This window comes from Ramlibacter monticola (assembly GCF_016722785.1).
Classification (GTDB): Bacteria; Pseudomonadota; Gammaproteobacteria; order Burkholderiales; family Burkholderiaceae_C; genus Ramlibacter; species Ramlibacter monticola.
On record NZ_JAEQNE010000007.1, the window covers coordinates 318,804 to 333,178 of the forward strand.

The 14,375-nt window shown below is 70.0% G+C and carries 12 protein-coding genes; all 12 read left to right on the plus strand.

Going from position 1 to position 14,375, the window contains the following annotated elements; all coding sequences use genetic code 11:
* The 12 genes from JJ685_RS24125 to JJ685_RS24180 all read left to right on the plus strand — a co-directional run bounded on the left by JJ685_RS24125 (nt 1) and on the right by JJ685_RS24180 (nt 14,366).
* Nucleotides 1-642 carry a DUF3306 domain-containing protein gene (locus JJ685_RS24125; protein ID WP_201676904.1) on the plus strand — a complete coding sequence of 214 codons (642 nt, stop codon included), beginning with the start codon at nt 1-3 and terminating at the stop codon, nt 640-642.
* Nucleotides 569-2,656, plus strand: coding sequence for a 4Fe-4S binding protein (locus JJ685_RS24130; protein WP_201676905.1), 2,088 nt, complete (start codon nt 569-571; stop codon nt 2,654-2,656). Before JJ685_RS24125 ends, JJ685_RS24130 begins: the two co-directional genes overlap by 74 nt.
* Before the next feature lie 11 nt (nt 2,657-2,667).
* A complete protein-coding gene (locus tag JJ685_RS24135; protein WP_201676906.1) occupies nt 2,668-3,285 on the plus strand; it encodes a TorD/DmsD family molecular chaperone in 618 nt (205 codons plus the stop codon).
* Nucleotides 3,286-3,513: 228 nt separating this feature from the next.
* Entirely contained in the window at nt 3,514-3,723 is a 210-nt protein-coding gene (locus JJ685_RS24140) for a twin-arginine translocation signal domain-containing protein (RefSeq protein WP_201676907.1), read from the plus strand.
* 16 nt (nt 3,724-3,739) lie between these two features.
* A complete protein-coding gene (locus JJ685_RS24145) occupies nt 3,740-6,706 on the plus strand; it encodes a formate dehydrogenase subunit alpha (RefSeq protein WP_201676908.1) in 2,967 nt (988 codons plus the stop codon).
* Nucleotides 6,707-6,716: 10 nt separating this feature from the next.
* The gene (gene fdh3B, locus JJ685_RS24150; RefSeq protein WP_201676909.1) at nt 6,717-7,334 is read left to right on the plus strand and encodes a formate dehydrogenase FDH3 subunit beta; all 618 of its coding nucleotides are present in this window, start codon (nt 6,717-6,719) and stop codon (nt 7,332-7,334) included.
* On the plus strand, nt 7,331-7,558 hold the full coding sequence (locus JJ685_RS24155; protein WP_201676910.1) for a hypothetical protein: 228 nt from the start codon (nt 7,331-7,333) through the stop codon (nt 7,556-7,558). The genes fdh3B and JJ685_RS24155 overlap by 4 nt, the downstream gene beginning before the upstream one ends.
* Nucleotides 7,542-8,804, plus strand: a complete 1,263-nt coding sequence (locus JJ685_RS24160; protein WP_201676911.1) for a formate dehydrogenase subunit gamma — start codon at nt 7,542-7,544, stop codon at nt 8,802-8,804. Before JJ685_RS24155 ends, JJ685_RS24160 begins: the two co-directional genes overlap by 17 nt.
* 13 nt (nt 8,805-8,817) lie before the next feature.
* Nucleotides 8,818-9,420 (plus strand): superantigen-like protein SSL4, encoded by a 603-nt coding sequence (locus tag JJ685_RS24165; protein WP_201676912.1) that lies wholly within the window; start codon nt 8,818-8,820, stop codon nt 9,418-9,420.
* A gap of 66 nt (nt 9,421-9,486) precedes the next feature.
* On the plus strand, nt 9,487-10,347 hold the full coding sequence (locus tag JJ685_RS24170) for a formate dehydrogenase accessory sulfurtransferase FdhD (RefSeq protein WP_201676913.1): 861 nt from the start codon (nt 9,487-9,489) through the stop codon (nt 10,345-10,347).
* A 31-nt stretch (nt 10,348-10,378) separates the two neighbouring features.
* Nucleotides 10,379-11,818: a C13 family peptidase gene (locus JJ685_RS24175; protein ID WP_201676914.1), complete on the plus strand. Its 1,440-nt coding sequence runs from the start codon at nt 10,379-10,381 to the stop codon at nt 11,816-11,818.
* A 31-nt stretch (nt 11,819-11,849) separates the two neighbouring features.
* Nucleotides 11,850-14,366, plus strand: a complete 2,517-nt coding sequence (locus JJ685_RS24180; RefSeq protein WP_408015494.1) for an ABC transporter permease — start codon at nt 11,850-11,852, stop codon at nt 14,364-14,366.
* The last annotated feature ends 9 nt before the right edge of the window (nt 14,367-14,375 follow it).

The following is a 14,375-nucleotide window of genomic DNA, read 5'->3' on the forward strand; positions in this document are numbered from 1 at the left end:
GTGGGCGACGGGTTCCTGGGCCGGTGGTCGCGAAGGAAGGACGCCGTGCGCAAGGGGGAGGAGGTTGCGGCGGAAGCGGAGCTGAAGGTCCCAGTACCGCAACCTGCACCCCAACCCGCCCCCGCAGGCGGGACCGGAGAAGTGATTCCCTCTCCCCAGCCGGGAGAGGGCGGGGGTGAGGGGACGGCCGCCGCCGAGCCACCCCCCACGTTGGAAGACGCGCAGTCCCTCACCAAGGACTCCGACTTCACCCGCTTCACCAAACCCGACGTCGCCCCCGAGGTCCGGACCGCCGCCCTCAAGAAGCTCTTCGCCGACCCGCACTTCAACGTGATGGACGGGCTCGACGTCTACATCGACGACTACTCCAAGCCCGATCCCCTGCCGCCCGAGATGCTCAGGAAGCTCTCCAGCGCGAAGTTCCTCAAGCTCTTCGACGACGAGGAGGAGGAGAAGGATGCCGCCGCGGCCGAGGCGCCGACGAGGGAAAGCGCGCAGGACCCGGTGCCCGAAAACGTGGCACAGTCGGGCACCCCGACCGGACCAGCATTACCCCCGGCCGACGACCATGCCGACCCTGATCTGCGACTGCAACAAGACGATGCCCCTGGACGCACAGGCCCTGGGGCGGGCGCTGGATGAAAACCTGACGCTGCATTCCACGCTGTGCCGCCGCGAAGCCGGCGCGTTCCAGCAGGCCGTGAAGAGCGGCTCCGAGGTGGTGGTGGCGTGCACCCAGGAAAGGCGCCTGTTCGGCGAACTGGGGCAGCAAACCGAGGGCGCGGTCTCCCCGGTCCGCTTCGTCAACATCCGAGAGACTGGCGGCTGGAGCCGCGACGCGAAGAGCGCGGGCCCCAAGCTGGCCGCGCTGCTCGCCGCGGCGAAGCTGCCCGAACCGGAGCCGGTGCCCACCGTCACCTACAAGAGCGAAGGCCGGCTGCTCGTGATCGGCCCGCTGGAGCAGGCCGAGCGCTTCGCCGCCCTCCTGGGCGACACGCTGGACGTGACCCTCTTCTCGCGCGGCGGAAGCGGCGCGCAGGAGCGCCGCTTCCCCGTCGTGGCCGGCCGCATCGACCGCCTCACCGGCTGGCTCGGCGCGTTCCGGCTGTCCTGGTCGCAGGACAACCCGATCGACCTCGACCTGTGCACCCGCTGCAACGCCTGCGTGGCGGCCTGCCCCGAGCAGGCCATCGGGCTCGACTACCAGGTCGACCTGGGGGCCTGCAAGAGCCACCGTGACTGCGTGAAGGCCTGCGAGGTCGCCGGCGCCATCGACTTCACGCGCGCGCCGGTGGCGCACGAAGACACCTACGACCTGGTGCTGGACCTGCGGCAGCAGCCCGCGTTCCTCCAGCACGCGCCGCCGCAAGGCTATTTCCACCTGCCCGCGGGCGAGGCGAACGGTCCGAAGGCGCTGGACGTCGCGCTCAAGCTGCGCGAACTGGTCGGCGAATTCGAGAAGCCGAAGTTCTTCGCCTACCGGCAGAAACTGTGCGCCCACAGCCGCAACGAGAAGGTCGGCTGCAATGCCTGCGTGGACATCTGCTCGGCGGAGGCGATCTCCAGCGAGAAGTCCCGCCAGCAGATCAAGGTCGATGCCAACCTGTGCGTCGGCTGCGGCGCGTGCACCACCGTCTGTCCGACCGGCGCGCTGAGCTACGTCTACCCGCGCGCCGGCGAGCAGGGCACGAAGATCCGCACCTTGCTGTCGACGTACGAGCGGGCCGGCGGCGTCGCGCCCATCCTGCTGCTGCACAGCCAGGAGCGCGGCCAGGCGCTGGTCGAGGAGCTCGGTCGCGCGGCCCGCGTCGGCGCCGCCGCGGGCGTGCCGGCCAACGTGATCCCGCTGGCGCTCTGGCACGTGGCCAGCACCGGCATCGACCTGTGGCTGACCGCGGTGGCGCAGGGCGCGGCGCACGTCGCGCTGCTCGCGACCCACGAAGAAGCGCCGCAGTACCTGGACGCGCTCGAGCAGCAGATGCAGGTCGCGCAGGCCATCGTCGAAGGCCTCGGCTACCAGGGTCGCCACTTCAGCCTGCTGCGCAGCCGCGGCGCCGGCGATCTCGACCAGGACCTGCAGTTGCTCGCCCAGCGCCGCGGCGCCACGCCGAAGGCGCGCGCCCGCTTCGCCGTCGCCGCCGAGAAGCGCACGACGCTGGAGCTCGCGCTGGACCATCTCATCGAGCACGCGCCCGCGAAGCCGGAAGCCATCGCCCTGCCGCCCGGCGCGCCCTTCGGGGCCATCGTCGTCGACAAGGACAAATGCACGATGTGCATGAGTTGCGTCGGAGCCTGCCCCGCCAGCGCGCTGCAGGACAACCCGCAGGCGCCGCAACTGCGCATGGTCGAAAGCAACTGCGTGCAGTGCGGGCTCTGCGCGAAGACCTGCCCGGAGAAGGCGATCACGCTGCAGCCCCGGCTGTCGCTCGCGCCCGAGCGCAAGCAGCCGCGCGTGCTCAACGAGGCGCAGCCCTATGCCTGCATCCGCTGCGGCAAGGCCTTCGGCACCCTGCGCGGTATCGAATCCATGATCGGCAAGCTGGCCGGCCATTCGATGTTCCAGGGCGCCGCGCTGGACCGCCTGAAGATGTGCAGCGACTGCCGCGTGATCGACATCTATTCCGCCAGCGACGAAGACCGCATTTCGGATCTATGAGTTTCGGATCTATGAGCGAGCCCCTGCCCACCACCAGCGCGCTCGACGAGGAGACCGCGCGCGCCGAGATCTACGGCCTGCTCTCCCAGCTGTTCTACGCGCCGCCGGCCGCGCCCCTGCTGGAGGCCCTGCGGGTCGCACCCACCGAGGCGCCGGCCCAGGGGGCGTTCCTGGAGGAGCCCTGGCGCGCGCTGGTCGGCGCCGCGCGCGCGCAGGACGGCGCGGAGATCGGCGAGGAGTACGACGCCCTCTTCGGCGGAGTGGGCAAGCCCGAGGTCTACCTCTTCGGCTCCCACTACATCAGCGGCTATCTGAACGAGAAGCCGCTCGTGCGCCTGCGCAACACGCTCGCCGCGCTGGGCCTGTCGCGCGACGAAGCGATGCCGGAAACGGAGGACCACGTGGCCTACGAGCTCGAGGTGATGCGCTACCTCATCGCCGGCGACGATATGGCCGTGGCCAACCTCACGCGGCAGCGCGAGTTCTTCGCGGAGCACCTGCAGCCCTGGATTCATTCCTTGTGCGATGCAATAAGTTCGCATCCGAAGGCGCGCTTCTATGCGGTGCTGGCTGACTTCACGCGAGCTTTCGTGAACATCGAAGCGCAAGGCTTCGACATGCTCGCGTAACGCTCTTGGCCTAAGGGCTTTCCCTCGGAGTCCCGTTTGTTCCATCCACTGGTCGGATGGAACGCCGCTCTGCGCGTCGCTCGCGCGCGCCGGAACCTGTCGGGCTCCTGTCGGGACTCCGTGCGTTCGCGTTTTCCCTGAGCATCGAGCTTGATTTCGAATTGCCGCGGTTTACTTGCTCCACTACAGTTATGTGCAGAAGTTCATAAGAGCTTGAAGGAGACGTCCATGTCCGATTCGCAGGCCAAGCCATCGCGCCGGGGCTTCATGCTCGGTGCCGCCGTCGCGGGCGCGGCCACTGCCGCCGTCGTCACGCTGCCCAAGTCACCCGCGCCCGAGACAACCGTCTCGGAAGAAACGCCGCCCAAGCCCGAGAACGGCGGCGGCTACCGCGTGACCGAACACGTGAAGCGTTACTACAAGAGCACGCTCGTCTAACTCGCTGGAGAGTTCCATGTTGCTGACCAAGAAGACGGGTGGCACCCAGGTTGCCGCGCGCTCGCCGTTCGTGCACAGCCTGCAGCGCGGGTTGGCCGCGGCTCTGCCCACCATGGACCGCCGCGCATTCCTGCGCCGGTCCGGCCTCGGGGTGGGCGTGGGCATCGCCGCCTCGTCGTTGACGCTGGTGAAGAAGGCAAAGGCGGCGGATGGCAAGGGCCCCGCGGTCGGAGACGGCCGCGTCGAAGTCAAGCGCACCGTCTGCACGCACTGCTCGGTGGGCTGCGCCATCGACGCGGTGGTGGAGAACGGACTGTGGGTGCGCCAGGAGCCGGTGTTCGATTCGCCGATCAACCTCGGCGCGCACTGCTGCAAGGGCGCCGCGATCCGCGAGCACGGCCACGGCGAGTTCCGCCTGCGCTATCCCATGAAGCTGGTGAACGGCAAGTACCAGCGCATCTCCTGGGACCAGGCGCTCGATGAAATCACCGCCAGGCTGCAGGACCTGCGCAAGGCCAGCGGCCCGGAATCGGTGTTCTGGATCGGTTCGTCCAAGCACTCGAACGAGCAGTCGTACCTGATGCGCAAGTTCGTGAGCCTCTGGGGCAGCAACAACTGCGACCACCAGGCGCGCATCTGCCACTCCACCACGGTGGCCGGCGTGGCCAACACCTGGGGCTACGGCGCGATGACCAACTCGTACAACGACCTGCAGAACAGCAAGGCGGCGTTGTACATCGGCTCCAACGCCGCGGAGGCGCACCCGGTCTCCATGCTGCACATGCTGCACGCCAAGGAGAACGGCACCAAGCTGATGGTGGCGGACCCGCGCTTCACGCGCACGGCAGCAAAGGCGGACCAGTACATCCGCTTCCGCTCCGGCTCCGACATCCCCTTCCTGTTCGGCGTGCTGTACCACGTCTTCAAGAACGGCTGGGAAGACAAGAAGTACCTCAATGACCGCGTGTACGGCATGGACAAGGTCCGCGAGGACGTGCTGGCCAAGTGGACCCCCGACAAGGTGCAGGAGGCCTGCGGCGTGCCCGAGGCGGAAGTGTTCAAGGTCGCCCAGACGATGGCGATGAACCGGCCCTCCACCATCGTGTGGTGCATGGGCCAGACGCAGCACTCGATCGGCAACGCGATGGTGCGTGCGTCCTGCATCCTGCAACTGGCGCTGGGCAACATCGGCGTCGCCGGCGGCGGCGCCAACATCTTCCGCGGCCACGACAACGTGCAGGGCGCCACCGACGTCGGCCCCAACCCCGACTCGCTGCCCGGCTACTACGGCATCGCCGAAGGCGCATGGCGCCACTACGCCAAGGTCTGGAACGTCGACTACGACTGGATCAAGGGCCGCTTCCAGAACGCCACGATGATGACCAAGCCGGGCATGACGGTCTCGCGCTGGATCGACGGCGTGCTGGAGAAGAACGAGCTCCTCGACCAGGACCCGAACCTGCGCGGCGTCTTCTACTGGGGCCACGCGCCGAACTCCCAGACCCGCGGCCTCGAGATGAAGCGCGCGATGGACAAGCTGGACCTGCTGGTCGTCGTCGACCCGTATCCGTCCGCCACCGCCGCGATGGCGGCCATGCCCGGGCAGGAGGGCGACCTCAACCCGAACCGCGCGGTGTACCTGCTGCCGGCGGCCACCCAGTTCGAGACCAGCGGCTCCTGCACGGCGTCCAACCGCTCGCTGCAGTGGCGCGAGAAGGTGATCGAGCCGCTGTGGGAAAGCCGCAGCGACCACATGATCATGTACCAACTGGCGCAGAAGCTCGGCTTCGGCGCCGAACTGACCAAGAACTACAAGATGCAGAAGGTCAAGGGCATGGACGAACCCGTGCCCGAGGACATCCTGCGTGAAATCAACAAGTCCAACTGGACGATCGGCTACACGGGCCAGAGCCCCGAGCGCCTGAAGGCCCACATGAAGAACATGGCGGCCTTCGACGTCAAGACGCTCAAGTGCAAGGGCAACGTCAAGGACAAGGACACCGGCTACGACCTGACCGGAGACTACTTCGGCCTGCCGTGGCCCTGCTACGGCACGCCCGAACTGAAGCATCCGGGCTCGCCGAACCTGTACGACACGACCAAGCACGTGATGGATGGCGGCGGCTGCTTCCGCGCCAACTTCGGCGTGGAGAAGGACGGCGTCAACCTGCTGGCCGAGGACGGCTCCTTCCCGGTGGGCTGCGAGATCCAGACCGGCTACCCCGAGGTCGACCACGTCCTGGTCAAGAAGCTGGGCTGGTGGGAAGAGCTCACGCCGGAGGAACGCTCCGCGGCCGAAGGCAAGAACTGGAAGACCGACCTGTCCGGCGGCCTGATCCGCGTGGCGATGAAGAACCACGGCGTGCACTGCTTCGGCAACGCCAAGGCGCGCGCGGTGGTCTGGAACTTCCCCGACCCGATCCCGCAGCACCGCGAACCGATCTACAGCACGCGTCCGGACCTGGTCGCCAAGTACCCGACGCACGACGACAAGAAGGCTTTCTGGCGCACGCCGACGCTCTACAAGACGCTGCAGCAGAAGAACCTGACGGACAAGGTCGCCGAGAAGTTCCCGCTGATCCTGACCTCGGGCCGCCTGACGGAGTACGAAGGCGGTGGCGAGGAGACCCGGTCCAACCCGTGGCTGGCCGAACTGCAGCAGGAAGCGTTCGTCGAGATCAATCCGCAGACGGCCGCCGCCAAGGGCATCAAGCAGGGCGACCGCGTCTGGCTGCGCACGCCGACCGGCGCGCAGCTGAACGTGCAGGCGCTGGTGACGGAGCGCGTCGGCCCCGACACGTGCTGGATGCCGTTCCACTTCTCGGGCCGCTGGCAGGGCAACGACATGCTGGCGTACTACCCGAACGGGGCAGCGCCCGTGGTCCGCGGCGAGGCGGTCAACACCGCCACGACCTACGGCTACGACAGCGTCACCATGATGCAAGAGACCAAGACGACGATCTGCAATATCGAGCGCGCGTGAGGAGACCACGATGGCAAGAATGAAATTCATCTGTGACTCCGAGCGTTGCATCGAATGCAACAGTTGCGTCACGGCCTGCAAGAACGAGCACGAGGTCCCTTGGGGCGTGAACCGCCGCCGCGTGGTGACCCTGAACGACGGCGTGCCGGGCGAGCGCTCGGTCTCGGTCGCCTGCATGCACTGCTCCGACGCGCCGTGCATGGCGGTGTGCCCGGTCAACTGCTTCTACCGCACCGAAGAGGGCGTGGTGCTGCACGACAAGGACACCTGCATCGGCTGCGGCTACTGCAGCTATGCCTGCCCGTTCGGCGCGCCGCAGTTCCCCGCCGCCGGCACCTTCGGGGTGCGCGGCAAGATGGACAAGTGCACCTTCTGCGCCGGCGGCCCCGAGGCCAACGGCTCGCAGGCCGAGTTCGAGAAGTACGGCCGCAACCGCCTGGCCGAGGGCAAGCTGCCCGCCTGCGCCGAGATGTGCTCGACCAAGGCGCTGCTGGGCGGCGACGGCGATGTCATCGCCGACATCTTCCGCAACCGCGTGCTCAAGCGCGGCAAGGGCGCGGAAGTGTGGGGCTGGGGCACCGCCTACGGCTCCAAGCAGGCCGGCCAACCGGGAGGTGCCAAGTCGTGAGAACCGTCCTCGTCCTTGCGCTCGCGGCCCTGGCCCTGGCGGCCTGCGCCGAACGCGAGCAGACCGCCAGCGGCATCAAGAGCGACGCCGCCCCGTTCAACGGCACCAACAAGCAGCCGCCCTACACGGCGGTGGGCTGGAAGCCCGGCGACCGCGCCAACTGGGAACAGCAGCTGAAAACCCGCACGGTCAACGGGCAGAACGACTATGTCAAGGTTCCTTGATCTCCTCGCCGCGGGCGTGCTGGCGGCGACCCTGGCCGGCAGCGCGCTCGCGCAGTCGCAAAGCTCCACGCCCGCGGGCGGCGGCTCCACCGCCACGCCCACGGGCGCCGCACCCGGCGCGAAGCTGGCGCCCGAGGACCTGCCCCCCGGCCAGCAGCAGGGCGTGCCGGGCATCCAGGGCCAGAACATCTTCGAGGTCAAGCCGGAGGTGAAGCGCGATGCCTCGTCCGAGCCGGGCTACCTGCAGCAGAACAACGGCCAGCGCAACGCGGTCCAGCCGGGCAACAACGCGCCGATGTGGCGCGGGGTGCAGGCGGGGCGCGAAGGCTACAGCAGCCTGCCCAAGTCGCAGGCGCCGGAGGCCGGCGTCCTGATCCAGGAACCGGTGCAGTACCCCGGTTCGCGCATGACCACAGCCGGCCAGGCCTGGCGCGAGGTGCGCAACAACTGGATCATCCCCTACGGCGGCGCGCTGCTGCTGATCGCGGTGCTGGGGCTCGGGATCTTCTACTTCGTCAAGGGTCCCCTGGGCCATGCGACCGTCGACAGCGGCCCGATGCGCATCGAGCGCTTCACGCCCTTCGAACGCGCCGCCCATTGGGTCAATGCGATCGCCTTCGTCGTGCTGGGCCTCTCCGGCATCGTCATGGCCTTCGGCAAGTTCTTCCTGCTGCCGGTGATGGGCCTGACGCTGTTCGGCTACTTCACCTACCTGCTGAAGAACCTGCACAACTTCTTCGGGCCCCTGTTCGCCGTGTCGCTGGTGATCGTGATCGTCGCCTTCATCCGCGACAACTTCCCGCAGAAGGGCGACCTGCGGTGGCTGCTGCGCCTGGGCGGCATGCTGGGCGGCAACGAAATGCCCTCGCATCGCTTCAACGCCATGGAGAAGGTGATCTTCTGGGTCGGCACCCTGCTGCTGGGCGTGATCGTGGTCGGTTCCGGCCTGGTGATGGACAAGCTGATCCCCAGCCTGCTCTACGACCGCCAGACCATGCAGGTCACCAACATGATCCACGCGACGGCCGCGGCCCTGATGCTGGCGATCATGTTCCTGCACATCTACGTCGGCACCGTCGGCTTCCGCGGCGCCTATACGGGGATGCGGCACGGCTACGTCAACGAGCCGTGGGCGAAGGAACACCACGCCTACTGGTACGAGGACATCAGGGCCGGCAAGGTTCCGGCCCAGCGGAGCAAGCCGGCCGAGGTGGCAGGCGGCACGCAGGCCGTGCACACCGTCTAAGGAGAGAACGACGATGATCCGTCTGACGATGACCGCCCTCGCGCTGGCCGTGGCGGGGACCGCCGTGGCCAAGCTCCCGCCGCCGGACGAGGCCGCCAAGGCCAAGGCCGCGGAAGCAGCCGCGAAGACGGCCTGGCAGGGCAAGGTGGACGCCTTCAAGCTGTGCCAGGTGCAGGACCGCGTGGCCGCGAAGTACAAGGCCAGCCACCCGCCGAAGGCGCCGGCCGCCGCGGCGTCGGGCGCTCCGGCTGCGGCAAGCCCCGCGCCCGCCGCTGCCGCCGCCCCCGCTGCGGCAACCCCGACGCCGGCCGCTGCTGCCGCCCCGGCTGCGGCAACTGCGACGCCCGCGGCCGCAGCCGCCAAGCCGCCGACCCCGACGTCCGCGACGGCGTCCCAGGGCGGCAGCACCCCCGTGGCCGTGGTCGCCGCCCCGGGCGCGGTGACCAACCCGCCCTGCGCCGATCCGGGCCCGTTCGCCTACGCCCCGCCGGAGCAGAAGCCGCTGGAAGCGTCGGGCGCCCATTCGCCCGCGGCCAACGCGACCAGCCCGCCCAGCGTGCGCGCCGAGTCGGGCACCATGACCTCCGGCAAGACCGGCCAGGCGCCCAAGCAGTAAGCGCCCCCACGCCGGCGAAGGCCAGCCCCTCGGGCTGGCCTTTTCATTTGCGGTAGCCTCTCGCCAATGACCCGCCCCGTGCTCACCGATGCCCGCGCGCCCCTCACGCGCAGCGTGGAGATCCTCAACGAATTCGGCGAGACGGAAACCATCTCCATCCCGGCCGAGCGCGACCTGACGCTCTATGTGGACAGGCGCGAGTTGGTGACCCTCATGACCCTGGGCGCGCATCCGGAATGGCTGGTGCTCGGCTACCTGCGCAACCAGCGCCTGGTCGACTCGCCCGCCGCCATCGAGTCGGTCACGGTCGACTGGGAGGTCAACGCCGCCGCGGTGAAGACCCGTGACGGCATCGATCGCATCGAGGAGCGCACCGCCCACCGCGTGGTCACCACGGGCTGCGGGCAGGGCAGCGTGTTCGGGCACATGATGGAGGAGATCGACGCCTCGCCGCTGCCCGAAGCGCGCATCACACAGAAGCAGCTCTACGGAATCGTCAATGCGATCCGGTTGCAGGAGACCACGTACAAGTCCGCCGGCTCGGTGCACGGCTGCGCACTGTTCCGGGGCGAGGAGATGCTGCTCTTCGTGGAAGACGTGGGCCGTCACAACGCGATCGACACCATCGCCGGCTGGATGTGGCTGCGCGAGCTGGAGGCGCCGCTGGCGCCCACGCGCGAGCAGCCGCTGGTCTTCTACACCACGGGCCGGCTGACCAGCGAGATGGTGATCAAGTCCGCCCAGATGGGCGTGGCCATCGTCGTGTCGCGCAGCGGGACCACGCAGATGGGATACGAGATCGCCGAGCGCATCGGCCTGTGCACCATCGGCCGTGCGACCAACCGGCACTTCCTCTGCTACACCGCGCCCGGGCGCCTCGCGCTGCAGCCGGAGCTGGCAGGCAACCGTCTGCGCGCCGGCGCGTGATCTCCGGCGCTCCCTTTGGCATGATGCGATGATGAACGAGACCGCCGCCGGCCCGGGCGCCGGCGCACCGCCGGCCGCGCTGGGCACGCGCGCCTGGCTGCGCGAAGGGCTGCGGGCCGCCTTCCTGCGGCCGCCGCGCATCGGCAACGCCCGGGTGCGGCCGCGAGAACTGCTGCAACTGGCCCTCGTTGCGATCCTGGTGGAGATCGCGCTCGGCCGGCTGGAGATCGACGGCCCCGCCGACTTCGTCCTGCGCGCCTGGCTGGCACCGTGGTGGTCGCTGGGCGCCATCCTGGTGCTGCTCTGGACGCTGCTCGGGGCCGGCGCCGCGGAGGGCGACGTCCCTCGCCCCGGCGCGGCGAACTGGATCGCGCTGTGGCTGGTCGCGGCGCTGCCGCCCGGCGTCGTGTCGCAGCTCCTGGGCATCGCGCATGCGCGCGGCATGCTGCCGCCGCAGCTGTCCGAATCGGCCTCGTTCGCCTGGGGCAGCTACCTGCTGCTGTGGATCTGGAGCATCGCCATCGCGGTGGCGCTGGGGCGCGCCTTCGGCCTGCGGCGGCGGCGGCTCGCGGCCCTGGCGGCCGGCCTGGTCCTGATCTTCGGGCTCACCGCATGGCAGTTCCCGGAGCGGGCCTGGGAGTCGCCGACCGCCGCCGCCCCCGAAGAGGCCGCGTCGCTGGTCCTCACGCAGGAGAACTTCGAGACGCAGCAGGCGCTGTTCGAGCGCGCCCGCTCGGAGCTGGCGCCCGAGCGCCCCGGCGTGCCCGACGTGTACGGGATCGTCTTCGCGCCCTTCGCCGCCGAAGACGTGTTCCTGAAGGAAAGCACGATGGTGGCCGAGGTGCTGGCGCAGCGCTTCGATGCCAAGGGCCGCGTGCTGCAGCTGGTGAACCACGTCGACACGGTGGAGTCGCTGCCCTGGGCCACGCCGCTGAACCTGAAGCGTGCCATCGACGCGGTCGCGGAGCGCATGGACCGCGACCACGACGTGCTCGTGATCTACCTGACCTCGCATGCCGCGCGCGACTTCCAGCTCGCGGCCGCGCATCCGCCGCTCACCGTGGAGTCGGTGAGCCCGGGCGAGCTGCGCGTGGCGCTGGACGAGGCCGGCATCCGCAACCGCGTGATCGCGATCTCCGCCTGCTATTCCGGCGGCTGGGTCGGCCCGCTGGCGAGCGACACGACCCTGGTGATGACCGCCGCCGACGCCGACCACACCTCCTATGGCTGCGGGCGCCTGTCCGACCTGACCTACTTCGGCCGCGCCGTCTTCGACGAGCAGCTGCGCCGCACCCACTCCTTCGAGCAGGCCTTCGCCTCCGCCGTGCCGGTGATCCGCCAGCGCGAGGAGGAGGCCGGCAAGGCCGATGGTTTCTCCAATCCCCAGATCAGCGTGGGCGAAGGCATCAGGCCGCTGCTGAAGGCGCTGGAGTCGCGGCTCGACGCGATCCCGCCTTCGACGCGACCCTGAGCCGCTCCCGCGCAGGAAGTCCGGCATGACGATGATTCGAGCCGGGGCGCTCGGCTGGCGCACCCTGTGGCGCGACCTGCGCGGCGGCGAGCTGCGCCTCCTGATCGTGGCCGTCACCCTGGCGGTGGCGGCGCTCACCGCGGTGGGCTTCTTCGCCGACCGCCTCCAGTCCGGGCTGGAACGCGACGCGCGCCAGCTCCTGGGCGGCGACGCGGTGGTGGTGAGCGACCAGCCCACGCCCCCGCAGTTCGATCGGCAGGCGCGCAGCCTCGGGCTGCGCAGCGTGACCACCCTGCTGTTCCCCTCCATGGCGCGCGCGCCCGAGGCGCGGGGCGGCACGAGCCGGCTGGTGGCGCTCAAGGCCGTCGCCGACGGCTACCCCCTGCGCGGCCGGCTGCAGGTGGCGCAAGACGCGGAGGGGCCGGGGCGTCCTGCCAGCGGAGTGCCCGGTCGCGGCGAAGCCTGGGTCGATCCCGCGCTGCTCGAGGCGCTGGGCGTGCAGGTCGGCGACCCGCTGCTGCTGGGGGACTCGCAGCTGCGCATCACGCGCGTGATCACGCTGGAGCCCGATCGCGGCGCCGGCTTCCTGAGCTTCGCGCCGCGCGTCATGATCCACGTGGACGAACTCCCGGCCACGCGGCTGGTGCAGCCGGCGAGCCGGATCGGGTACCGCTTCGCGGTGGCCGGCGAGGACGCCGCAGTCGCCCGCTTCTCCGACTGGGCGGTGGCCGAGGCGAAGAAGCCGGAGGTCCGCGGCGTGCGCGTCGAGTCGCTCGAAGGGGGCCGGCCGGAGATGCGGCAGACGCTCGATCGGGCCGAGAAGTTCCTCAACCTGGTGGCGCTGCTCGCCGCGCTCCTGAGCGCCGTGGCCGTGGCGCTGGCCGCGCGCGGCTTCGCCACCCGGCACCTGGACGACTGCGCCATGTTGCGCGTGCTGGGGCAGAGCCAGCGCACCATCGCCGGCAGCTATGCCTTCGAATTCGGCATGGTGGGCTTGTTCGCCAGCGTCACGGGCGTGGCGCTGGGCTTCGCCGTGCACTTCGTGTTCGTCGCCATGCTGGGCGGGCTGGTCGAAGCGAGCCTGCCCCCGCCCGGCCCCTGGCCGGTGGTGTTCGGCCTGGGCATGGGCCTCACCCTGCTGTTCGCCTTCGGGCTGCCGCCGGTGCTGCAGCTGGCGCAGGTGCCGGCGCTGCGCGTGATCCGGCGCGACGTCGGCAACCTCCGGCCTGCTTCCCTGCTGGTGCTGGGCATCGGCGTCGCCGGCTTCGCGGCGTTGCTGCTGGCCGCCAGCAGCGACCTCTGGCTCGGGGCGATCGCGGTCGGCGGCTTCGCCGGCGCGGTCCTGGTGTTCGCGGGGCTCAGCTGGCTTGCCGTGCAGCTGCTGCGGCGGGTCGTGCACGAGGCCACCGCGCCGCGCTGGCTGGTGCTCGCCACGCGGCAGATCGGCGCGCGTCCGGCCTACGCGGTGGTCCAGAGCAGCGCGCTGGCGGTGGGCCTGCTCGCGCTGATGCTGCTGGTGCTGCTGCGCACCGACCTGATCGCGAGCTGGCGCCAGGCCACCCCGGCCGATGCGCCCAACCGCTTCGTGATCAACGTGATGCCGGAGCAGTCGGAGGCCTTCCTCGCGCGGCTGCGGGGCGCGGGCGTGCAGCGCCTGGACTGGTATCCGATGTTCCGCGGCCGGCTGGTGGCGGTGAACGGGCGCACCGTCGCGCCCGACGATTTCAGCGAGGACCGCGCGCGCCGCCTGCTCGATCGCGAATTCAACCTCTCGTTCTCGGCGCAGCAGCCGCCGCACAACCAGGTCGTCGCCGGCCGCTGGACGCCGGGGGAGCAGGGCGCCGTGAGCGTGGAGCAGGGCCTGGCCGCGACGCTGGGGCTGCGCCTGGGCGACACGCTGCGGTTCGACGTGGCCGGCGTCACGAGCGAGGCCCGCATCACGTCGCTGCGCAAGCTGGACTGGCAGTCGATGCGCGCCAACTTCTTCGTGATGTATCCGGTGAGCACGCTGCCCGGCATGCCGGTCACCTACATGGGCGCGTTCCGCGCGCCCGAGCGCAAGGGCTTCGACAACGCGCTGGTGCGCGAATTCCCGAACATCACGGACGTCGACATGACGGCCACCCTGAACCAGGTGCAGGGCGTCCTGGACAAGGTGATCCGCGCGGTGGAGTTCCTGTTCGGGTTCACGCTCGCCGCCGGCGTGGTGGTGCTGTTCGCCGCAGTCACCGCCACGCGCGAGGAGCGGGCGCGCGAGTTCGCGATCATGCGCGCGGTCGGCGCGCGCGGGGCGCTGCTGAGGCAGGTGCAGCGGGCGGAGCTGGCGGGCATCGGGCTGCTCGCGGGCTTCCTGGCCAGCGTGGTGGCGTCGATCGTCGGCTGGGCGCTGGCGAAGTACGCCTTCGATTTCACGTGGACCGCCTCGCCGCTGGTGCCCGTGGCCGGCTCGGTGGCGGGCGCCCTGCTGGCGCTGGCGGCGGGCTGGTGGGGGCTGCGCGAAGTGCTGAACCGCCCGGTGGTGGAAACCTTGCGCAAGGCGGCCGAATAGGGTTCTTGG